This window comes from Microbacterium sp. NPDC087589, assembly GCF_044743635.1.
GTDB lineage: Bacteria > Actinomycetota > Actinomycetes > Actinomycetales > Microbacteriaceae > Microbacterium.
This window is the reverse complement of record NZ_JBIUWV010000006.1, coordinates 93,387-113,187: the sequence shown is the minus strand read 5'-3', so window position 1 is coordinate 113,187 and position 19,801 is coordinate 93,387. Positions and strand designations below refer to the sequence as shown.

At 66.7% G+C, this 19,801-nt stretch carries 23 protein-coding genes; 8 read left to right on the top strand and 15 right to left on the bottom strand.

Going from position 1 to position 19,801, the window contains the following annotated elements:
• Window positions 1-54: 54 nt before the first annotated feature.
• Window positions 55-1,488 carry a gamma-aminobutyraldehyde dehydrogenase gene (locus tag ACIOU8_RS13520; protein ID WP_400790373.1) on the bottom strand — a complete coding sequence of 478 codons (1,434 nt, stop codon included), beginning with the start codon at window positions 1,486-1,488 and terminating at the stop codon, window positions 55-57.
• Window positions 1,489-1,588: 100 nt separating this feature from the next.
• Here ACIOU8_RS13520 and ACIOU8_RS13515 point away from each other — a divergent pair, with 100 nt between their 5' ends.
• From ACIOU8_RS13515 to ACIOU8_RS13505, 3 genes are read left to right on the top strand one after another with little or no spacing between them, the layout of a single operon-like run.
• Window positions 1,589-2,056, top strand: a complete 468-nt coding sequence (locus ACIOU8_RS13515; RefSeq protein ID WP_400790370.1) for an Lrp/AsnC family transcriptional regulator — start codon at window positions 1,589-1,591, stop codon at window positions 2,054-2,056.
• Between the two features lie 28 nt (window positions 2,057-2,084).
• Window positions 2,085-3,491: an NAD(P)/FAD-dependent oxidoreductase gene (locus ACIOU8_RS13510; RefSeq protein WP_400790368.1), complete on the top strand. Its 1,407-nt coding sequence runs from the start codon at window positions 2,085-2,087 to the stop codon at window positions 3,489-3,491.
• Entirely contained in the window at window positions 3,488-3,835 is a 348-nt protein-coding gene (locus ACIOU8_RS13505) for a cupin domain-containing protein (protein WP_400790365.1), read from the top strand. The genes ACIOU8_RS13510 and ACIOU8_RS13505 overlap by 4 nt, the downstream gene beginning before the upstream one ends.
• Before the next feature lie 49 nt (window positions 3,836-3,884).
• Here the strand turns inward: ACIOU8_RS13505 and ACIOU8_RS13500 are convergent, their stop codons facing one another.
• Together ACIOU8_RS13500 and ACIOU8_RS13495 are read right to left on the bottom strand one after the other, a co-directional pair.
• The gene (locus ACIOU8_RS13500) at window positions 3,885-4,466 is read right to left on the bottom strand and encodes a putative glycolipid-binding domain-containing protein (protein WP_400790362.1); all 582 of its coding nucleotides are present in this window, start codon (window positions 4,464-4,466) and stop codon (window positions 3,885-3,887) included.
• A 12-nt stretch (window positions 4,467-4,478) separates the two neighbouring features.
• Window positions 4,479-4,661 carry a hypothetical protein gene (locus ACIOU8_RS13495; protein ID WP_400790360.1) on the bottom strand — a complete coding sequence of 61 codons (183 nt, stop codon included), beginning with the start codon at window positions 4,659-4,661 and terminating at the stop codon, window positions 4,479-4,481.
• 149 nt (window positions 4,662-4,810) lie between these two features.
• Between ACIOU8_RS13495 and ACIOU8_RS13490 the strand changes: the two genes are divergently transcribed.
• From ACIOU8_RS13490 to ACIOU8_RS13475, 4 genes are all read left to right on the top strand, one after another.
• On the top strand, window positions 4,811-5,320 hold the full coding sequence (locus tag ACIOU8_RS13490; protein WP_400790357.1) for a hypothetical protein: 510 nt from the start codon (window positions 4,811-4,813) through the stop codon (window positions 5,318-5,320).
• A gap of 321 nt (window positions 5,321-5,641) precedes the next feature.
• A complete protein-coding gene (locus ACIOU8_RS13485; RefSeq protein ID WP_400790354.1) occupies window positions 5,642-6,136 on the top strand; it encodes a hypothetical protein in 495 nt (164 codons plus the stop codon).
• A gap of 34 nt (window positions 6,137-6,170) precedes the next feature.
• On the top strand, window positions 6,171-6,584 hold the full coding sequence (locus tag ACIOU8_RS13480) for a hypothetical protein (protein ID WP_400790351.1): 414 nt from the start codon (window positions 6,171-6,173) through the stop codon (window positions 6,582-6,584).
• A 273-nt stretch (window positions 6,585-6,857) separates the two neighbouring features.
• Window positions 6,858-7,334, top strand: a complete 477-nt coding sequence (locus ACIOU8_RS13475) for a hypothetical protein (protein ID WP_400790349.1) — start codon at window positions 6,858-6,860, stop codon at window positions 7,332-7,334.
• Window positions 7,335-7,899: 565 nt separating this feature from the next.
• On the opposite strand, the gene ACIOU8_RS13470 is transcribed toward ACIOU8_RS13475, so the two are convergent.
• The 6 genes from ACIOU8_RS13470 to ACIOU8_RS13445 all read right to left on the bottom strand — a co-directional run bounded on the left by ACIOU8_RS13470 (window position 7,900) and on the right by ACIOU8_RS13445 (window position 14,043).
• Complete coding sequence (locus tag ACIOU8_RS13470; RefSeq protein ID WP_400790347.1) at window positions 7,900-9,327, bottom strand: PepSY-associated TM helix domain-containing protein; 1,428 nt, start codon at window positions 9,325-9,327, stop codon at window positions 7,900-7,902.
• A 10-nt stretch (window positions 9,328-9,337) separates the two neighbouring features.
• Complete coding sequence (locus ACIOU8_RS13465) at window positions 9,338-10,567, bottom strand: Dyp-type peroxidase (protein ID WP_400790344.1); 1,230 nt, start codon at window positions 10,565-10,567, stop codon at window positions 9,338-9,340.
• On the bottom strand, window positions 10,567-11,097 hold the full coding sequence (locus ACIOU8_RS13460; protein ID WP_400790341.1) for a copper chaperone PCu(A)C: 531 nt from the start codon (window positions 11,095-11,097) through the stop codon (window positions 10,567-10,569). Before ACIOU8_RS13460 ends, ACIOU8_RS13465 begins: the two co-directional genes overlap by 1 nt.
• A gap of 13 nt (window positions 11,098-11,110) precedes the next feature.
• Window positions 11,111-11,728: a copper resistance protein CopC gene (locus tag ACIOU8_RS13455; protein ID WP_400790338.1), complete on the bottom strand. Its 618-nt coding sequence runs from the start codon at window positions 11,726-11,728 to the stop codon at window positions 11,111-11,113.
• Window positions 11,729-11,843: 115 nt separating this feature from the next.
• Window positions 11,844-12,449 carry a hypothetical protein gene (locus ACIOU8_RS13450; RefSeq protein WP_400790335.1) on the bottom strand — a complete coding sequence of 202 codons (606 nt, stop codon included), beginning with the start codon at window positions 12,447-12,449 and terminating at the stop codon, window positions 11,844-11,846.
• Between the two features lie 127 nt (window positions 12,450-12,576).
• Window positions 12,577-14,043 (bottom strand): carboxylesterase/lipase family protein, encoded by a 1,467-nt coding sequence (locus tag ACIOU8_RS13445; protein WP_400790332.1) that lies wholly within the window; start codon window positions 14,041-14,043, stop codon window positions 12,577-12,579.
• A 124-nt stretch (window positions 14,044-14,167) separates the two neighbouring features.
• Here ACIOU8_RS13445 and ACIOU8_RS13440 point away from each other — a divergent pair, with 124 nt between their 5' ends.
• A complete protein-coding gene (locus ACIOU8_RS13440) occupies window positions 14,168-14,713 on the top strand; it encodes a hypothetical protein (RefSeq protein WP_400790330.1) in 546 nt (181 codons plus the stop codon).
• A gap of 100 nt (window positions 14,714-14,813) precedes the next feature.
• Here the strand turns inward: ACIOU8_RS13440 and ACIOU8_RS13435 are convergent, their stop codons facing one another.
• The 6 genes from ACIOU8_RS13435 to ACIOU8_RS13410 form a co-directional block, all read right to left on the bottom strand.
• Entirely contained in the window at window positions 14,814-16,025 is a 1,212-nt protein-coding gene (locus tag ACIOU8_RS13435) for an MFS transporter (RefSeq protein WP_400790327.1), read from the bottom strand.
• Between the two features lie 220 nt (window positions 16,026-16,245).
• A complete protein-coding gene (locus ACIOU8_RS13430; protein WP_400790324.1) occupies window positions 16,246-16,590 on the bottom strand; it encodes a type II toxin-antitoxin system PemK/MazF family toxin in 345 nt (114 codons plus the stop codon).
• On the bottom strand, window positions 16,587-16,832 hold the full coding sequence (locus ACIOU8_RS13425; protein WP_400790321.1) for a CopG family transcriptional regulator: 246 nt from the start codon (window positions 16,830-16,832) through the stop codon (window positions 16,587-16,589). The genes ACIOU8_RS13430 and ACIOU8_RS13425 overlap by 4 nt, the downstream gene beginning before the upstream one ends.
• 76 nt (window positions 16,833-16,908) lie before the next feature.
• Complete coding sequence (locus tag ACIOU8_RS13420; RefSeq protein WP_400790318.1) at window positions 16,909-17,916, bottom strand: DNA-methyltransferase; 1,008 nt, start codon at window positions 17,914-17,916, stop codon at window positions 16,909-16,911.
• Window positions 17,913-18,962, bottom strand: a complete 1,050-nt coding sequence (locus ACIOU8_RS13415; RefSeq protein WP_400790316.1) for a lipoyl protein ligase domain-containing protein — start codon at window positions 18,960-18,962, stop codon at window positions 17,913-17,915. Before ACIOU8_RS13415 ends, ACIOU8_RS13420 begins: the two co-directional genes overlap by 4 nt.
• 49 nt (window positions 18,963-19,011) lie before the next feature.
• Complete coding sequence (locus ACIOU8_RS13410; RefSeq protein ID WP_400790314.1) at window positions 19,012-19,749, bottom strand: DUF1684 domain-containing protein; 738 nt, start codon at window positions 19,747-19,749, stop codon at window positions 19,012-19,014.
• Between the last annotated feature and the right edge of the window lie 52 nt (window positions 19,750-19,801).

Here is a 19,801-nt window from a genome sequence, read left to right as displayed (position 1 = left end):
CGGCCAGCTTGACACATCGCGTCATACGTGTCGAGGGATCCGAGCCTCGACTCTTCAGTCGAGCGCCGACATCACGTGCTTGATGCGCGTGTAGTCGTCGAAGCCGTAGTGCGAGAGGTCCTTGCCGTAGCCGGAGTGCTTGAAGCCACCGTGCGGCATGTCCGAGACGAACGGGATGTGCGTGTTGATCCACACGCAGCCGAAGTCGAGGTCGCGGGAGAAGCGCATCGCCCGGGCGTGGTCGGTCGTCCACACCGATGACGCGAGCGCATAGGGCACGTCGTTCGCCATCTCGAGCGCCTGCTCCTCGGTGTCGAACGACTGCACGGTGAGCACCGGGCCGAAGATCTCGCCCTGCACGGCCTCGTCGTCCTGGTGCAGCCCCGACACGATGGTCGCCTCGAAGAAGTAGCCCTTCTCCCCCTGACGCGCACCGCCGGTCTCGATCGTGGCGTGCGCGGGCAGCCGGTCGACGAATCCCTGCACCTGGGCGAGCTGCGCTGCGCTGCTGAGCGGGCCGTAGAGCACCCCCTCCTCGTGCGGGGAACCGGTGCGGGCATCCGTCTTCGCCTTCTCGACCAGCGCAGCGACGAACTCGTCGTGCACCGACGAGTGCACGAGCACGCGGGTCGCGGCAGTGCAGTCCTGCCCGGCATTGAAGAATGCTCCGGCGACGATGCCGGATGCCGCCTTGTCGAGGTTCGCGTCAGGGAACACGATCGCGGGAGCCTTGCCGCCGAGCTCGAGGTGCACGCGCTTGACGTCGTTCGCCGCCGACCGCGCGACGGCCATGCCTGCACGCACGGATCCGGTGATCGCGACCATCTGCGGGGTCGGATGCTCGACGAGAGCCACCCCGGTGTCGCGGTCGCCCAGCACGACGTTGAGTGCGCCTGCGGGCGTGTGCAGCGCGACGATCTCAGCGAGCAGCAGAGTGGTCAGCGGGGTCGACTCGGCCGGCTTGAGCACGACCGTGTTGCCTGCGGCGAGCGCAGGTGCGATCTTCCACACCGCCATGTTGAGCGGGTAGTTCCAGGGAGTGACCTGACCGATCACGCCGATCGGCTCGCGGCGCACGAACGAGGTGTGGCCGGCGAGATACTCCCCCGCGGCCCGACCCTCGAGGCTGCGAGCGGCACCGGCGAAGAACCTCAGCTGATCGATCGACTGCACGATCTCGTCGGCGACGAGGCTGGCCCGCGGCTTGCCGGTGTCCTTCGACTCGAGGTCGGCGAACTCCTCTGCGCGCGCCTGCATCTCGTCGGCGATGCGGAACAGCGCGAGCTGGCGGTCGGCCGGGGTGGTGTCACGCCAGAGCGGGAAGGCGGCGGATGCCGCGGCGTACGCCGCATCGACGTCAGAGGTGTCGGAGATCGGCAGCTCGCCATACGTCTCCTCGGTCACGGGGTCGATGAGCGGCATCCGCGCCTGACCGCTCACGGGAACGTACTGCCCGCCGATGAAGTTCTGAAGGAGTTCTGTGGCCATACTCGCCATGCTAGCCATCGGATTGCGAATACAGAAGAGTCAGCTGACTTGAACGATGGAATCAGTTGCTTCGGGAGCGCGATCCTGTCAATATCGACACATGAGCACCACAGCCAAGCAGCCCATGCTGGATGACATCTCGAAGCGGATCGTCGAGCTGCTGCAGGAGGACGGCCGTCGGCCCTACGCCGAGATCGGCCGAGAGGTGGGGCTCAGCGAGGCGGCGGCGCGTCAGCGCGTGCAGCGGATGACCGAGGCCGGCATCATCCAGATCGTCGCCGTGACCGACCCGATGCAGCTCGGCTTCAACCGCATGTCGATGATCGGCATCCGTGTCACCGGCGACCCCCGGCTCATCGCCGAGGAGCTGACGAAGATCACCGAGCTCGCCTACGTCGTCGTCACGCTGGGCACCTTCGACATCCTCGTCGAGGCCGTGTGCGAGAGCGACACTCACCTGCTCGACCTGATCGCCACCCGCATCCGCACGATCCCCGGCATCACCCACACCGAGAGCCTGCTCTACGCCGGGCTCTACAAAGACCTCTACAACTGGGGCACGCGCTGAGGCGCGAGCCCCGAGAACAGGACTGATCATGGGAACCACGGTCTTCGAACGCCGCCGCCCCGCGGATGCCGTGATCGACGCCTCGCTGCGCGACACGGCCTTCAGCGTGTTCTGGCTCGACGACGTCAAGCGCGTGCCCTACCCGGCGCTCACCGAGAGCATCACGGCCGACCTCGCGATCGTCGGCGGAGGCTATGCCGGACTGTGGACGGCAGTGCGCGCCAAGGAGCGCGACCCCGAGCGTCGAGTCGTGCTGCTCGAGGCGTCGCGCATCGCGTGGGCCGCCTCTGGGCGCAACGGCGGATTCTGCGAGGCGAGCCTCACGCACGGGCACGAGAACGGACTCACCCGCTGGCCCGACGAGATCGACCGCCTCGAAGAGCTGGGCATCGAGAACCTCGACGGCATCGAAGAGACCGTGAAGCGCCACGACATGGATGTCGACTTCGAGCGCACCGGCCAGCTGGCCGTGGCCGTCGAACCGCACCAGGTCGAGTGGCTGCGCGAGGAGGAGGGCTTTCTCGACCGCGAGGCCGTGCAGGCCGAGGTGCACTCCGACACGTTTCTCGCCGGTGCCTGGGAACGCGAGGGGTGCGCCCTCGTGCACCCCGCCAAGCTCGGTCTCGAGCTGGCCCGTGTGGCGGTCGAGCTCGGGGTCGAGATCTACGAGCACGCCCTAGTGCGCGAGGTGATCGGCGACGGGTCGAGCGCGATCACGCTCGTCACGCGTGACGGCGGGCAGGTGCGAGCGGATGCTGTGGCGCTCGCCACCAACGTCTTCCCGTCGCTGCTCAAGCGCAACCGTCTGATGACCGTGCCGGTCTACGACTACGTGCTGATGACCGAGCCGCTGACCGACGAGCAGCTCGACTCGATCGGTTGGTCGAACCGGCAGGGCCTGGCCGACAGCGCCAACCAGTTCCATTACTACCGGCTCACGGCCGACAACCGCATCCTCTTCGGCGGGTACGACGCGGTCTACCACTTCGGCGGCAAGGTGCGCCCGGAGTACGAGGACCGCGCCGAGAGTCACCGCAAGCTGGCATCGCACTTCTTCACGACGTTCCCGCAGCTCGAGGGTCTGCGCTTCACGCACCGGTGGGCAGGGGCGATCGACTCGTCGAGTCGCTTCTGCGCGTTCTTCGGCACCGCCCGCAAGGGCCGGGTCGCCTACGCGACCGGGTTCACCGGGCTCGGTGTCGGCGCAGCCCGCTTCGCCGCCGACGTCATGCTCGACAAGCTGACGGGCGAGCCGACCGAGCGCACCGAGCTCGCTATGGTGCGCGAGAAGCCGATCCCCTTCCCGCCCGAGCCGGTCGCCTCGATCGGCGTCAATCTCGTGCGCGCCGCGATGAACCGGGCCGATCACAACGAGGGCAAGCGCAACCTGTTCCTCAAGACGCTGGATGCCGTCGGCATGGGGTTCGACTCGTGAGCGAGCTCGCTGCAGGGGAGCGAGCGGATGCTGCGGCGCTGCCGCTCGTGCACTCGCCGTTGCCGTCGGATGAGGTGATCATCGGCACGCCCACCACAGCCACGCAGGCACTGGCCGCCGTCGGCGAGGTCGAGATCGGCATCTGGGAGATGACGTCGGGCACGGCATCCGACACCGAGACCGACGAGGTCTTCGTCGTGCTCTCCGGTCATGCCCGCATCGAATTCGTCGAGCCGGCGCTGCCCGCGATCGAGGTCGAGGCCGGGTCGGTCGTGCGCCTGGCCGAGGGACAGCGCACCGTGTGGACGGTCACCGAGACGCTGCGCAAGGTGTACATCGCCTGAGGCGTGGGCCGTCCGCGGGACGCACCAGACACTCCGGTCGGACCTTCACCTAGCACTCTCTGATGGCGATCCCCGGATACTCGACGATGAGCCCCGAGCGGTCGTACCGCAGATCGCACGCGAACTCGAAAGTTGATGACTCGTAGTGGAACAGGATCTGCTCGCGGTCTGCCTTCATCAATGTGTAGCGCTGTTCGAGACGTTCCACTCGGAGGTCGTCAGCACGGACGAACGCTGCCGGCACATCGACGCTGACTCCCTCGATGAAGTCAAGACGGTGGAGAGGAAGCGTGTTCGTCACCGCTGACGACTCGAAGTCGACGTCACCGCATCCATGGAGGTCGGGTCGCTGCTCACCGTTCGCCGTCCACCTTCCCTCCGAGTCGCGCGTCAGCGTCAGCTTCTCTTCCCCGGCGTCCGTGAGGTTCGATGCACGCACGGCGACCGTTCTCCACAACCGGTCCACCGCCACGTCATAGCCGACCGACCACAGTGCGGAGGATTCGTTCGCCGTGGTGTGTCCGGACAGACGATGACCGGCATCCAGATCCTCGAAGAAAGCGACTTCGAAACCGGTTCTCGCTCCGGTGTGCGTCCAGCTCGCCCCCGCCGGTGGTGTTTTCAGCCTCATGGGCGGAACCTATCAAGTCCCGGCGATGACGGTCCCGATCAGAACGAGGGCGGCGCCGATCGACGCAATGCCGATACCGGCGATCGCGAGTCCGCCCCCGAGGGGCAACAGCGTGCCGAAGATCGTCATAGCAAGACCGACGACCAGGAGTGTTGAGATGTACAACGTCAGCATCCGTTTGCGCTTCTCGATCACTCGATCACCATACCTCCGCGCCGACATCGATCGCTTGTGGTGAGGGCTCGGCTGCATCTCAGAAAGGAGGCGCGAGGCTTCTGCGTTCTCGGGTGGATCCTCACCCACACCATCGATAGTGTCGTGTGCACAGCGTGAGGAGTGTCATCGTGTCTCAGACTTCGCAGTCGGAATCACCACTGCAGGCGTCCTCCCTGCCCGGAGTCGAGATCATCGCTCGTGTTCGCCGTCTGCTCGTGGTCTGTCTCGCCGCCGCCGCGGGCTACTCCATATTCATGACGAGCAACAAGGGATACTGCCCAGGAGGCGTCACCGCTGACGGCAGTTTCACGGATGCCGCCGGGAATCTGACTGACACCGCACCACTGTGCGTGAGTCTCACTCTGCACGCCAGCCCGTTGGTCTTCATCGCGATCGCTGCGATCGCTTTCTCGGCGATCACCATGGTGCTCCGCCGTGCGACAGACATTCCCTCAGCCATCCGATACCTCGACAGAGCTGCCGCCGCCATCGCGATCCTGGCTGTCGTGTCCGTCGTGATCAGCCAGGTCTGGTTCGCGATGATTCCGATCACCGACTGGGACGGAACAGGAACGTTCTTCTACCCCTTCCCCTTCGGATCGGTGGAGCTCACCACCGAACCGATGTCGGTGGGCTAGGACCTGGATCAGCAGCAGAGGAACAGGGTTGGATTCACGATGCGTCGTGTCGCTTGAGCACCAGCCGCACCGATGCGTGCCCGATTGGATTACGTCCTGAAGCTGAAACCGGTCTGTCAGGATTGCGTCATGTCCGGCATACACAAGCTCGCCCCTGTACTCGTCGTATTCGCCGTGACGGCTGCCGCGTTGGCCGGGTGCACAGCCACAGCACCAGCGGCAGTTCAGACGCCCAAGGCGTCCGATCTCACGGCTGTCGCTGAGCCGGCTGCCGAGGCTCCGCCGACGCCGGAACCTGCCGAGCCGGAAACCTGCGCTGGCATGTCTGAGGTCTACGGCGACGGCGGTGGCTTGTACTGGGAGCGCCAGGGGACTCTTCGAGATCTCGGCGCACGAGAGTTCGCGCAAGGCGAGGTGTCTTCGGATGCTGACGGCACTCCCGTGACCTATACCGTTGAGCCCGGCGACGTCCAGGCTGTGATCGCTGAACGTCTCTGCGCGTACCCGGCCCTCGACTCGATGAACCACGTGCGCGTGATCCAGCCCGGGCAGGTGCTCTGGCTCACCCCCAACCCCGACCTTCCCTGGGTGCCGTACTACGGCCCTCATGATGCACCTTCTGGGTTCCAGCAGATTCCCTATCAGCAGGCGATCGAATCGGCGGGCAGGGCAGTTGACGCGGGTGACGTGGACACCGTGCGGGCGATCTGGAACGACACGCTCAAGGGCATGTTCGCGACCCAGGAGACCATCGACGCCGTCCAGAAGGTGGTCGACTCGGGCGACCTCGACGCGCTTCGCCAGCTCTTCTCCTGACGCTGGGCACGACTCCGAACGCCTCGGACGGCGGATGGCTAGGCGTTGGGATGACGTGCCCGTCGCCTGGCAATATGGTGCCGTGCGGATCGTCGGCAGTGTCTCCCTCGCCATCGCAGCGACGATTATCGGGCTTTTCGGCAATCTCATGCTCGGCGCAGCCGGCCTCAGCTTGGCGGGCCCAGGCCTCAGTTGGGCAGGTCCGGGCGTCACGGTCATCGAGTACTCCGATTCGGATGACACCGAGCGGGCGATCGGCATCGGGATGGGCATCATCGCGCTTGTCGTCTGGCTCGTTCTGCTGCTATCTGCCGTACCCGTTGGGCTACGCGGCGACCGCCCGACGCGCGAACGGCGTGCCACGGTATGGAGCGTCGTGGGACTGAGCCTGGTCCTCGTGCTGGGGATGCTGATCGCGGTGCTGGCTACGCCACCTCCCCTGTACTAGCACCCGCTACCGGGGTGCACCCGCGCTTGGCCCGGCTCAACGGTGTCTTTAGATCGACCTGCCGGACACGATCGTTCGCGGCGGTCGAGCGATGAATCGCCGTACAGCCGCATCGCAAACGCGGGCAGCAAACCACTTTCGGCAAGGGCTTCCAGTCAGTGGACCTCCGATATTCGCCTCGGCTCGATAAGTGATGGATCATGCGGATGCCCGCCGCATCGATGCCGCAGCGCTTGTCGTTGCGCTCTGCCGGGCTTTTGCTAGCGTTCGACTATGCGCGCTCGCTCGCGTTGCACCTCGCTCCTCCTTGCCGTCTTTCTCGCGTCAACCGGGTTCATTCTTGCCGGGTGCACAGTGTTCTTTGACAGCTACCCGAACGCCGAAGAACCGACGGATCTCGTCGGCACATGGACACACGCAGCTGGTCGGATCACAGTTAGCGAAGATGGCACCTTCGAGATGACAGACATGCCGAAGTGGGTCGCTCTTGGTGATTCGAGCGGCTCGGGCTCATCGGAAACGGTTAGCTGCACCGGAACCTGGACGCTTAACGTGGAGATCCAGAATTTCTGGCTTTTATCAGAAGTGCCCGACTGCGGTGGAGGCGGCTTCGCATCCGGCCAACAGGGCGAGATGACGATCGCGTTCGGCATCGACAGCGGTTCCGGCGACCCAAGGTGCTTCGAGCTCGTGCGCGACGGCTCGAACCTCATCCCCCGTGGCTACGAGGACTGTTTGCAGTACAACTGAGGCCGCCGCCGGAAACGATCGTTTGCGGTGCGGTCCAGATATCGGCGTTGCAGCGGCTGCCGCACACGCTCGCCGTCACCACCGAACAGTAGGGGGTTCCGGCTGATGTCGCAGAGACACATTGATTCCGTTCGCCCGTGGCAAGGTGACGACAGATTTCGCGGGCCAGACGGCGAGAGTACCGTCTAGCACCTCGCTGGACAGGGCTATGGTGCGGGAGCTCGGTCTACGACGGTGACATCAATCCGCCACGATACCCAGGGGACTCCCGCTGGAACGAGACTCGTTGAGCGGTGCGGGTGTATCTCCCGGATTCCGACGATCTGTCCTGTGCTGATGTCGATGTCTCGTTCGGACACCAGCAAGTCCCCGAGCTGTCCCCCCGTGCCGGGCTTGGCCGATAGTGAGAGCGTGGTGATCGTCCCGTTGGTTGCCGCCACGTCCCTGCCGGTTAGTTGATGTCCGCCGGTGTGGCTCGCGCCCGAAGCAGGAAGGGAGTCTGCCCGCGCTTTCTCCATCTCCCTGCCCCTTTTGCGAAGGCTAAGGGGCAGGGAGATGGAGGAGGTCAGCGAGTGCTCGATCGTCGCCGGGCGGTGATGCTGATGACGGTGTCGAGGACGAGGAATGCGAGGAGGGTCCATCCGACGAGTGGGAGCCAGAACCCGACCAGCAGTGCAACCGCTCCTACGGTCGCGATGCCCCACCAGGGTGCGTCGCGAAGAGCGCGCCGCGGCGGGCTTCCCACGAGTTTGCTGGTGTCGCGCGCCGGGCGGCGTTTCCACCACATCAGGTAGCCGAGCACGACCATCGCAGCGAGCCCGATGGCAACGAGGAACAGGACGATCTGGTTCGCGAGTCCGAACATGACGCCCATGTGGATGTTGATGCCCCAGCTGGCGAGCTTCGCAGGCAGGGAGAGGTCTGCGAAGTCGATCCGGTCGACGACCTGCATGGTGGTGCCGTCGATCGCGAGGGAGTCGCCTTCGGTGGGGAAGCTGCTCTTGATCTCGCGGATCTTCCAGGCGGTTCCCGGTTCGGCGGGCGGTGAGATCTCGACCTGTCCGGTGTTGACGTTCTCACGTTGTGCTATGGCAAGGACGGCATCGAAGGTGGCAGGGTTGGCGGCACCAGTCGGCGCGGACTCCGCACCGTGGTGGTGGGCGTGATCGTCGGCTGCTGGTGTCTCTCCACCGAGAGCGGTGTTGAGGGAGGGAGTTCCCCAGTCGAGGGCGGCACGCAGGTTGCTGACGTTCGTGCCGGCGTGCTGGGACCAGGTGATGCCGGTGGCGGAGAGGAAGAGGGCGCCGAGGATCACCCAGATTCCGATGCTGGTGTGCCAGCCGAAGAGGCCGCGGTAGCCCTTGTGGGTAGGGTTCGGGCGCACGAAGTCTTTCTTGGCGCGCGCTTTGCGAATTCGGATGATCCACAGAGCCAGTCCTGCGACGGCGACGATCCCGAGCCAAGAGGCGGCGAGTTCGCTGTACAGCCGTCCGGCGTCTCCGAGGTGGAGGTTGCGGTGCAGGTTGCTGATCCAGGTGCGCAGCGGCGTGGAGCCGCTGGTGCCGTACACGACGAGGTCGCCGCGGATCTCGCCGGTGCCGGGGTCGACGAACACGGCCCGGGATTCGCTGGGTCCGAGGCCGTCTTCGGCATACATGATCCGGGTCGTGTCGCCGGGCTCGGGGGCGGGTCGCACGGCGAAGAGCCCGGAGGAGTCGCCGCGGTAGTTATCGGCAGCCTCGATCTGAGCGGCGAGAGTGAGCGTCGTGTCGGTCTTGGGTGCGTGGAGCTGCTCGGCGTAGACGGCTTGCTCGAGCTGTGGGGTGAGCGCGTAGAGTGCGCCGCTGATGGCGGCGATGAGGATGAACGGGCCGACGAGGATGCCGGCATAGAAGTGCAGTCGGAGCAGGAGCGGCCCCAACCACCCTCGACGACGCGTCGGGGTGAAGGTGGGTGGTGCGTGCGGGGCGGGTTCGGTGGTGGTTGCAGTCATGGTGGTGCTTTCAGGAGAGGAGGGAGTCGCCGATGAAGCCGTCTTCGGCGCATCCGGGCGGGATCGCGAAGACGGCGGAGCCGAGGGGCACGGTCCATTCGTTGAGCAGGTCGAGCTCGTCGAGCCGCCGTTGCATCGGGATGAACTGGCGTTCGATGTCGGCCTGGTAGGAGACGAAGATGAGCCCCGACTCGGAGACTTCCGCCCCCACGGGTCGTTCGTCGTAGTTGTAGGCGCGGCGGAAGATGCGTTCGCTGTCATCGCCGCGCGCGCGACGGATGTGGGCGAATTGCGGGATCACCGGGAAACCGATGGCGGTCTTCGCCTCGAAGTCCGGCTCGTCGAACTCCTTGGTTCCCGTCAGCGGCGCCCCATTGGCGATGCTTCGTCCGACGGACGCGTCGCGTCCGCTCCGGTCGAGGCGGTCCCATTTGTCCAGGTCCATCCGGATGCGGCGGATCACGGCCCCGGTGCCGCCGGCGAGCCAGCCGTCCTCCGCCCAGACGACCTGGTCGAAGTCCCTCGTCCCCGGTTCCGGGTTGGTCGTACCGTCGACCTGCCCGAAGAGGTTCCGCATCGTCGTCCCGGGTCGCTCGGTCCCGTACGCGCGCCGGAATCCCTGCTGCGTCCACCGGATCGTTGCGAAGCCGCGTGCATCCTTCAGGAGCATGCGCGTCGCGTGAGCCACCGTGAGCGGGTCGTCACCGTTCACCTGCAGCAGCAGATCCCCGTCGGAGAACTTCGGCTGCAGTTGGTCGATCCCGAACGCAGGAAGCGGAGCAAGCCAGCCCGGACCAGCCGCGCCAGCTCGGGCGACGAGCCCGGGACCGAACCCGAAGGTGATGGTCAGTCGAGCCGGTGACAGCGCGAGTTCGGGTTCCGAGTCGGCCAATGCCGGTCTTCCCTGGGTCAGGCGGGCGGCATCGTCCGTGAGGATCCGCATGAGGCGCACCAACGCTGCCGCGTCGACGCCGTCGTTCAGATCCAGTCCGAGGAAGACCCCGTGTGCTTGCGCGGCGGTGTCGATGCCGGCTTGGTGCGCTCCGAAGAAGGGGACCTTCTCATCGCCGTTCATGGGCGTCGAGGGCGCCGTGTTCTCCTCAGTGCTTGAGCGGTTGAGCGCGTAGTCCGCGCCGATCGCCGCGGCCGCGCCGATCCCGGCAACAGCCCCTCCGAGGAGGAACTGTCGCCGGGTCGACCGACCGGGACCGGTGCGCGCGCCCTCAGCGGGCGCTGGCATCAGTGATCCATGCCTTCGTCGTCGCTCTCCTCGTAGTTCTCGTTCGCACCCGAATAGTCCTTCACCGGAGCGGTGAACTCATACGTCGAGTCGTCCGAGAACGTCAGCGTGAACGTCGCCTCATCCCCGGCGACGAGCGGGCCTTTGAGACCCATCAGCATGATGTGGTTCGCGCCCGGTTCGAGCGCCAGCTCACCACCGGCGGGGATCACGAATCCCCCCTCGATCTCGCGCATCACCATCTCGCCGGCCTCGTTCTCGACCGTCTCGTGCAACTCCATCATCGGGGAGACATCGGATTCGACGGAGACGACCGTCACGTCCGCATCGCCGGTGTTCTCGAGCATCCCGAAGCCGGCGGACATGCCGTCTGGGGCGGACTTCACCCACGCGTCCTCGATCGTCACGACATCGCCGGCGGGCTTGGAGTCCTCGGATGCCGGAGCAGCTGTTGCGGCGCAGCCGGTCAGTGCGAGAAGCGAGACAGCGAGCAGTGCCGCGGCGCGAGGGAGGGTTTTGGAAGTGTTCATCGTGTAGTGCCTTTCACAGAGTTTCTGCCGCGTCATCGCCGGACTCCGGCGGTACGGCTGTCGCCTTCGGGCGACGAAGGAATCGATAGAGGGCGAAGCCGGCCGCAGCGATTGCTGCGCCGCCCGCCCCGATGAGCAAAACCCGGACCGGGCTGCTCGAGTCGTCTGCGATCTGATCTTCCGCTGGGGTGACTGCGTCAATATCCGCGGCACCGTCACTGCTCCCGGCCGTGACCATCGGAGCAGCGTCGCCGATCGTGAACGGGATCGACCCGGAGATCGGATGCCCGTCCTCGGAGACGACCTGCCACCGCACCTGATAGCCCGCCACTGGCATGCCCGGCGCGAGCTGCGCCGTCACAGTGTTTCCCTGAACGTCGATCTCTCCCGACGCCCAGTCGTGCCCGGATGCATCGACGACCATGACGACGGCGCCTGTCATCGACGCATCGAGGACGAGCAGCTCGCCGGAGAACGTCATCACGATCTCTGGCGGGGCGGTCGCCAGAACCTCGCCCTCCGCGGGCGAGCTGGAGGTCAGTTGGTCATGGGCGGACGCCGGTACCGCGGTCGCCAGCACGGCGATCAGGACCAGCGCCAGCCCCGCACCGATACGGCGCAGTGCAGACATGAGGAAGCCTCTCGTCAGGCGCCGACAGGCGACGCCAACGGTCGTTCACAATGCCCGGAGCGCGCAGATGCACCCGAGCGGGAACACACCGGCGACAGACGGAAGCCGGTGCGGATCAGATCGCGCGGGCCCTAGGCGGAGCCCGGCCCCGAAGCGTCGCCAGGATCCTCGATGCGAGAGGGCGGCAGATGTCGACCGCCAAGCCGAGGTCTCGGACGTCGGTCAACGCGGGCGATGCCAGCGCGGCATCCACTCGACGACGGACCCAGCGAACGACCTGACTTGCGAGCTCACGCAGAGCGAGCAACATCCGCTCACCACGATGCGCGACGAGAACAGTCACGATCGCAGCCAGCAGGTGCCCGACCCACATCGTCCCGTCTGCGACTACAGCCCCTGTCAGATCGGTACCGCCGGGCAAGACAAGAGGCGCACCGTGCACGTGACCAACTGCCGTTCCCGAGGGCTCAATCGAGCCGAGTACGAACAGCGCGTGGAAGAGGAGCTGACTGATCGCGACGGAGATGCTCAATCGGATCACCGAGAGCTTTCGCCCAGCGAAGAGCACACACACCATGAACGAGAAGATCCACGGCACCACGATGCCTAGCGCACCAGGCATCTGCCCGCCACCCGTCATGTGACCCGCCAGCGCTGCGAACGTCGCAAGCGACGCGGCCGCGAAGCCGCGCACAACGGCGGGCTTCCTCGACGGGGTCATGGCTCCATCTTCCCATCGCTGCTGCACACAAGCGAACCTCGATGCGCCCGAAGGCCGACATCAGCGTTTTCGGCGGGGCGCGCCAGCAGCTGCTCCGACAACCCGCACCGACTCTTGACGCCCGACGTCAGACCAACGACCGCACCGACGCATACGCATCCGCGACCTCGCCGGTGGGCTGGTCGTAGACGCGCACGATCCCGGCATCCCCCTCATGCCTCGCCCACCCCGGATCGCCCGTCGTGACGAACGCGACGGCGGCGCCGTGCACGTCGTCGGAGAGTTCCTGCGGCGGGTTCGGACCAGCCAACGGCTCCATCGACGGACCATCGAGGCAGTCGAAGAAGAACGGCACGTCGAGGCAGTGCTCCGCGAAGCCGAAGTGCCCTGACGGCCACGAGAACCGGTAGAGCCAGGTCGGGGCGTCGCCCCGGGCGGCGGCGATGCGAGGAACCGAGGCGCGGAACATCCGGTCGGTGAGCACACGCCCTGCGAGACGGGCCTTGCCGAGACGGGCGACATCCGCGTTCGCGGCGAGATACTCGGCTTGGATGCTCTTGGGCAGCCCGAGCCGGGTCAACAGCACACTCTGCGGCACCCATCGCAGCGCCTTCCCGGCACTGCCGGTGAACGCCATCGTGAACTCGTCGTCTGCGGCACCGATGACGAACGGCTTGGCGGCACCGACACCGGCACGCAGCGACTCATGGGTCGATCGCGCGAGAAGGTCACCGTCGATCACCGGCCCGAGCGGCAGGCCCTCATCGATCATGGTCGTCATCGATGACGGTCCGAGCTGGGTCGCCTTTTTCTGGAGGGCGAGCAAACGATCCTCGCTCACCGTCGAGAGACCGGCCACGGTCGGAGCCACTCCTGCGGATGCGGCGAGCGCCCGCCCGAGCTTCTCGGCCCGCGGCGCCGATACATCTCCGAGAGCTCCCGAGATCGCGTAGACCCCGTGGAACAGATGCTGTGCCGCCTCCATGCCGAGCAGGGTGAGCACGGCTCCGCCTCCCGCGGACTGTCCGGCGATCGTCACACGACCGGGATCTCCTCCGAACGAGGCGATGTTCTGCTGCACCCATTCGAGTGCCAGCAGCCAGTCGCGCACGCCACGGTTCGACGGCGCATCCTCGATCCAGCCGAAGCCGTCGAAGCCGAGCCGGTACGAGATCGAGACCGTGACGACGCCGTCGCGGTTGAAGTTGCGGCCGTCGTACCAGGGGCTCGCGGGGGAACCGGCGAAGTACCCGCCGCCGTGGATCCAGACCAGCACGGGCAGGCCGGATGCCGTGGGGTCGGGCGTGAAGACGTTGACGTTCAGCGTCGACTCCCCCTCGACGCTCGGCTCGGGAATCAGCGTCACACCCGGGTCGCCCCGCTGCGCTGTGGCGGCGAACTCGAGCGCATCGCGCACGCCCTCCCACGGCGCCTTCGGCACCGGAGCCTGGAAGCGCAGTTCGCCGACCGGCGCCTCGGCGAACGGGATGCCGAGAAAGGCCGCCGATCGCGGAGCCCCTCGCCCTCCCGTGGTGGGGCGCCACCGCCCCCGGATCCGCCCCGCGGCGGTCTGCACCTCGACGTACTCGGTCATGACCCTCACACTCTCACGCCGCGGCTCTCTCCCGCCGAACGGCAGCCCGGGATGTGTCCCGTCCGCCGATCCTCATCCCGCATGTCCCCGTCACAGATCGCGCCCGTCGCTTAGTGTCGACAACATGCCATACCCCCGCGTCTACTTCTCCGCGACCCAGAGCGAGGCCGAATTCCTCGCCGACTATGAACCCTCGCTCGCGACGTGGGCCGAGAAAGACGGATCGACACTGCTGATGCGGGCTCTGCGCAATAGCGACCCCGCCAGCCGGGTCGCGATAGCCACGCGACTGCTCGACGACGGCGCTGATGCCAGCGCCGCGACCGCGAGTCACGTGAACGCGTTGCACGTGTTGCTGAGCGCGACGGCCCACGATTTCACCGCCGAAGCACCTCTGCTCGCCCGCCTGATCGATGAAGGCGCCGACATCAACGCCGACAGCGGCAGTCGGTGGGGCACGCCGCTGCAGACCCTCAGTCGCACGCTCAAGTTCTCCGACGAGACTCTCGCTCCGTTCTACGACGTCCTGTTCGCCCGTCCCGATCTCGATGTGACCACCCCGAGCAGCGTGGGACGCAGCGTCACGGAGAGTGCCCAAGCCGCCATCAGACGCCGCGCCGACCTGCTCGCGCGCTGCCATGCTCACACGAACCAGCACGGACCGCACTGACGCCTGTTGCGGTTGGCGAGCACCAGAGCTCTGGGCCTCCTGCCCGTGACGCAGCAGGGAAACACGCGGGGCGGATGCGTTCATCCACCCCGCATGTGAGTCATCGACTCGTCGTCGTGCGGCCGCTCCCCAGCACGGCGCTAGCGACAAGCAGCGCGGCCGCACCAGAGGCGATCCCTATCGTGGCGGCGGGGACGCCCGCGGCTTGAATGACGATGCCCGCAAGGGCGCTGCCGAGCGAGGCTCCGATGTTGTGGCTGGTGTTGACCCAGGTCGTCGCCGAATTCTGGCGGTGTTCACCACCGGCTCTGTGAGCGGCGAAGTAGGCCACGATCATCACGGGCGAGAAGAACAGGCCGGCTGCGGCAAGCACGATCGTCACCGAGACGGCCCCAGTTGCGACGGCAACGAGTGAGCTGATCGTGACGAGCGCGGCGGTCAGGAAGAGAAGCTGCCGGATGGGTGACCCGGGAATGCGAAGCGCTCCGAAGAGGAGCCCGCCGACGGCACTCCCTCCGGCGAAGATTCCCAGTGCGATGCCCGCGGCCGCAGGGCCCCCTGCGTCGGAGACGACGACCGGGACGCTCACGCTGATGCTTCCCGACACCGCCCCCGCAACAAGAGTGGGTATCAGGACACCTACGAATCGAGGATCGAGAACCAGCGGCCGGTCGCGACGAGGCCCCTCGACGACCCGAGCCTGAGGCTCCATGTCTCCGACTGCTGGACTCACCGCGAAGAGAAGACCGCCCACGAGCACAAGCCCGGCAGGGACGAGAAGGGCTTTTCCGGGCGCGATGAAAGCAAGAGCGACGCCCATGGCGGCAGGGCCACCGAGATAGAGCAGTTCTTCGACGACTGCATCGAAGCTAAGCGCTTTCTTCAGAAGGTCACTGGTGGGCGTGAGCCTCCCCCATGCGACCCGCATCGTCGGCCCGAGCGGTGGCGCGAACGCGCCGGCAGCGGCCGCGAGCACGATCAGCACACCGCCGTGAGGCGCGAAGAGCGCTGACAGGCCGATCGCCGCCAGCGTGCCGCCGAAGATCACGACGAGCACTACGAGGACACGGCGGGCGCCGACGTGGTCGATGCACCAGGCCCGCACTGGGGCGAGGAAGCTGGCACCCGCACCGTAGAGGCCGACCGCGATGCCGGCCAGACCCACTGACCCAGTGGCATCGGCGACGGCATAGAAGAGAGGGAGGAAGACGAGGGCGTAGGCGCCCCTGCCGATGAGTGCGGCCCCGAAGGTTGTGGGAACTCGCGGCAATGTAAGCACGTCGATATAACGTGCCGTCCGGGTGGACTGCATGATGGGTGACTCCAAGCCAAAGAGCGCGCTGTCAACGCGGTCAGGAAAATGATCGGTGAGAAGAGCGACCTCAGAGGTCGCCGTCACCGATCAATCACAGGTAGGGAGCACCCGACCACACTACCGAGGGTCAGAGCTCGCGGTCTGCTGTCGAGACCCGGTGCCATATGACGACGGGCCCCTGCGGCCGGCTCGCGAGCATGGTGAAGCAGCGCGTGCCTCAGACTCCCAAGACGAGACGGATGCCGGTTCCGATCTGCGCCATCAGATAGGGCGCGAGGTGGCCGGCCGGGTAGGTGTCGACGAACTCACGTGAGACCGGACCGATCTGACTGACGTTCGCCACCGAGTCGCGATCGAGACCTGACGCTGCGGCCGGCACCAGCACGTTGCCGGGAAATCCCTCGAGAGCGGTGTTCGAGGTCAGCGGCACGACGAGAACGGTAGTGATGTTCGTATCGAGCAGCCAGTCGTCTTGCACCACGACGGACGGACGGACTTTCGCCGGTTCCGAGCCTCGCGGAATCTCGAAGTCGACCCAGACGATGTCGCCTCTTCGGATCACCAGTCGGTGCTTTCGCGCAGCCGCTGCTCGTTGGCACGCACGAACGACTCATCGTCTCCATCGGAATCGGCCTGAGCCAAGATCTGGTTCGCGATACGGGTCAGGTCCGAAGAGCCTTCCAACTCATCGGCCAGCCGTCGCCCTGCGAGCTGGAAGAACTCCGACCGGTTCATGCCGTGTCGCGCAGCCACGCGTTCGAAACGAGCGAAGTCGCCGTCGGGTACTGAGATCGCCGTCTTCATGGGAAGAGTATAACTGGTCATACCGCGAGAGGAGTCAGAGCATCCGACATTCGCGGGTGCGTCGAAAGATGCCCGCCTATGCCCCGACGCGCGACACCACGGCGTGCGGCATCCGCTCGGTCATGACGCGCACCGCCTCGGGGTTGTCGTCGACGAGCACGGCATCGCGGCCGAGGGCCGAGGCCACGGCCCCGGTCGTGCCGCTGCCGGCGAAGAGGTCGAGCACGCGGTCGCCCGGGCGGCTGGATGCGCGCACGATGCGGCGCAGGATGCCCTCGGGCTTCTGCGTCGGGTATCCGGTCTTCTCGCGGCCGGTCGTAGGAACGATCGTGTGCCACCACACGTCCGTGGGCAGCTTGCCGCGGGCGGCCTTCTCGGGTGTGACGAGACCCGGCGCCATGTAGGGCTCGCGGTCGATATCGTCGGCATTGAACACGTACTCGCGCGGGTTCTTGACGTACACGAGGATCGTGTCGTGCTTGGTGGGCCAGCGGCGCCGCGACTTCGCGCCGTAGTCGTACGCCCAGATGAGCTCGTTCAGGAAGCAGTCGCGGCCGAACACCGCATCGAGCATGACCTTGGCGTAGTGCGCCTCGCGGTAGTCGAGGTGCAGATAGAGCGTGCCGTCGTCGGCGAGCAGCCGCCACGCCTCCTCGAGCCGCGGCATCAGGAAGGCGCCGTAGTCGTCGAAGCGGTCGTCATAGGTGCGCAGCATGCCCCGCACCCGCTCGTACGCGTGACCGTGGAACCCGTGCCGGACCTCCGCAACCGGGGGCGCCGGTTCAGAACTCAGGAAGGCTGGGTCGGCAGCGGCGACCGACCCGCGGGATTCCGGGGGCACCACCCCGTCTGCGTCGGATTCATCCTGAGTTGTGAACGTGCGGCGGGCGGTGACGACCTGCCGCTCCTGCGTCCGCCCCGTATTGAACGGTGGATCGAGGTAGACGAGCGTGAACGATGCCGACGGCAGGGTCGCCGTGACCGCCAGATTGTCGCCCTGGATGATCGAGACGTCACCGCGGACGACAGGAGCAGGCGTCGCCGGATCAGACGCAGGCGCAGGCGCAGGCGAGGGGTCGGTCACGGAACCCGATGCAGCCACGCGTCGGTGGCGAACTTCGACTCGACCAACGCCTCGGCATCCGCGTACTCGTCGGCGCTGATCGCGCCGTCTTCCGCCGAGGTCAGCGAACGGAACGTGTCTTTGAAGCGCTCGATGATCTCGGCCCGCGCGAGGCCGGTCTGGCTGCGCAGCGGATCCACCCGCTTCGCCGCCGACGTCGTGCCCTTGTCGCTGAGCTTCTCGCGGCCGATGCGCAGCACCTCGGCCATCATCTGACCGTCGATGTCGTACGAGAGGGTCGCGTGGTGCAGCACTCCCCCGTTGGCGAGGCGCTTCTGCGCGGCTCCGCCGATCTTGCCCGACGAGCTCGCGATGTCGTTGAGCGGCTGGTAGATCGCGTCGATGCCGAGCGAGCGCAGCGCCTGCAGCACCCAGTCGTCGAGAAAGGCGTAGGAGTCGGCGAAGGTCATGCCCTGCACGAGAGATGCCGGCACGTAGAGCGAGTACGTGATGATCTGCCCCGCGGCCATGAGCATCGCGCCACCGCCCGAGATACGGCGCACGACGTCGAAGCCGTGACGGGCAGCGCCCTCGGGGTCGACCTCGTTGCGGTACGACTGGAACGATCCGATGACGACGGCCGACTGGTCCCACTCCCAGATGCGCAGCGTCGGACGACGGCGCCCCTCGCCGACCCGCGAGGTGAGCACCTCGTCGAGCGCGAGGTTCATGCGCGGCGAGACCGCCTTCTCGTGCACGATCTCCCAGTCGAAGTCGTTCCACCCGGGAGCCGTGACGAGCGCCCGCCGCACAGCGGTGCCGACGGCTTCGGGAGTGAATCCGAGCAGCTGCGCGCCGTCGGGCAGCGCACCGCGCACTGCGGCGGCGATCGCCGTGGCATCCGTCTCGACCGGCAGTCCGGTGACGGCCTGGTCGATGTCGTCGAGTGCCGTGTCGGGTTCGAGGAAGAAGTCGCCGGCGAGCCGGAAGCGGGCGATCCTGCCGTCTTCGACCTCGAGGTCGACGACGACGAGCTTTCCTCCTGGAACCTTGAATTCACCGTGCACGGTTACAGCTTAAGGCGAGGCCGTCGCCCAGGCGCGGTGCGCCGCGGATTCAGCGACCGAGCACGACCGCCCGCTCGCCCGCACGGATCGGTGCCGAGAAGCGGTTGCCAGGCGGCGGCTGGGGGCATACGTACTGATCGGAGAACGCGCACGGGGGCAGGTAGGCACGATTGAAGTCGATGACAACGGACCCGTCTGATGCCGGTTCTTCCACGGGCAGGAAGCGGAAGCGGTAGGTCTCGGTGCCGTTGGTGCCGTCGGCGAAGACCGCACTCAGGCCGCCCTGGGGCGTGCGGGTCGCAGCGAGAGTCACCGCGACCCCGTCGAGCGTGAACCGCAGCCGTCCGGCGAGGTCTGACTCATACCAGCGGCCGTCGACCGAGGTCACGGTGATCGTCTCGCCCGGCGTCGACTCGAAGACTGCGTCGATGCGCCACCCCTTGCGAGGCGGATACGCGTCGATCGCGCTGAAACGCTCCCGCTCCGGCCGCCTCGGGTTGAACACCCGCAGGGCGACATCGCCGCGTCTGTCGAACACGCGCAGCTCACGGCGCCCGAGCCGCAGCGTGTCACGGCCCCTCAGCGTGACGACCGACCCGGCGGTGCCGAGATCGCTGCCGCGGATCCCTCCGTCTCCCGTGAGCGCCCAGAGTCCTGGCACCCCCTCCACGGCGGCTGGTTCGGTGATGAGCCAGTTCGTCGACTCGAGCGCGGCCGGGCCGTACTCGGCGCCGGCATAGCGCTCTCGCGACTCATGCCATGCACGCCACTCGTCTTCGAAACCCACCCCGCACCTCGCTCTCGCCGCGAATCTATGCGGCGGAGTGGCGGGTGTGCCG

What these genes read in the sequence shown, in the direction of transcription:
- ACIOU8_RS13520 (WP_400790373.1), bottom strand. Translation starts at nt 1,488, where the DNA reads ATGGCCACAGAACTCCTTCAGAACTTCATCGGCGGGCAGTACGTTCCC.
- ACIOU8_RS13475 (WP_400790349.1), top strand. Translation starts at nt 6,858, where the DNA reads ATGCGCGCTCGCTCGCGTTGCACCTCGCTCCTCCTTGCCGTCTTTCTC.
- ACIOU8_RS13435 (WP_400790327.1), bottom strand. Translation starts at nt 16,025, where the DNA reads ATGCAGTCCACCCGGACGGCACGTTATATCGACGTGCTTACATTGCCG.
- ACIOU8_RS13465 (WP_400790344.1), bottom strand. Translation starts at nt 10,567, where the DNA reads ATGCCAGCGCCCGCTGAGGGCGCGCGCACCGGTCCCGGTCGGTCGACC.
- ACIOU8_RS13480 (WP_400790351.1), top strand. Translation starts at nt 6,171, where the DNA reads ATGGCTAGGCGTTGGGATGACGTGCCCGTCGCCTGGCAATATGGTGCC.
- ACIOU8_RS13425 (WP_400790321.1), bottom strand. Translation starts at nt 16,832, where the DNA reads ATGAAGACGGCGATCTCAGTACCCGACGGCGACTTCGCTCGTTTCGAA.
- ACIOU8_RS13500 (WP_400790362.1), bottom strand. Translation starts at nt 4,466, where the DNA reads ATGAGGCTGAAAACACCACCGGCGGGGGCGAGCTGGACGCACACCGGA.
- ACIOU8_RS13460 (WP_400790341.1), bottom strand. Translation starts at nt 11,097, where the DNA reads ATGAACACTTCCAAAACCCTCCCTCGCGCCGCGGCACTGCTCGCTGTC.
- ACIOU8_RS13515 (WP_400790370.1), top strand. Translation starts at nt 1,589, where the DNA reads ATGAGCACCACAGCCAAGCAGCCCATGCTGGATGACATCTCGAAGCGG.
- ACIOU8_RS13440 (WP_400790330.1), top strand. Translation starts at nt 14,168, where the DNA reads ATGCCATACCCCCGCGTCTACTTCTCCGCGACCCAGAGCGAGGCCGAA.
- ACIOU8_RS13450 (WP_400790335.1), bottom strand. Translation starts at nt 12,449, where the DNA reads ATGACCCCGTCGAGGAAGCCCGCCGTTGTGCGCGGCTTCGCGGCCGCG.
- ACIOU8_RS13455 (WP_400790338.1), bottom strand. Translation starts at nt 11,728, where the DNA reads ATGTCTGCACTGCGCCGTATCGGTGCGGGGCTGGCGCTGGTCCTGATC.
- ACIOU8_RS13510 (WP_400790368.1), top strand. Translation starts at nt 2,085, where the DNA reads ATGGGAACCACGGTCTTCGAACGCCGCCGCCCCGCGGATGCCGTGATC.
- ACIOU8_RS13485 (WP_400790354.1), top strand. Translation starts at nt 5,642, where the DNA reads ATGTCTGAGGTCTACGGCGACGGCGGTGGCTTGTACTGGGAGCGCCAG.
- ACIOU8_RS13470 (WP_400790347.1), bottom strand. Translation starts at nt 9,327, where the DNA reads ATGACTGCAACCACCACCGAACCCGCCCCGCACGCACCACCCACCTTC.
- ACIOU8_RS13445 (WP_400790332.1), bottom strand. Translation starts at nt 14,043, where the DNA reads ATGACCGAGTACGTCGAGGTGCAGACCGCCGCGGGGCGGATCCGGGGG.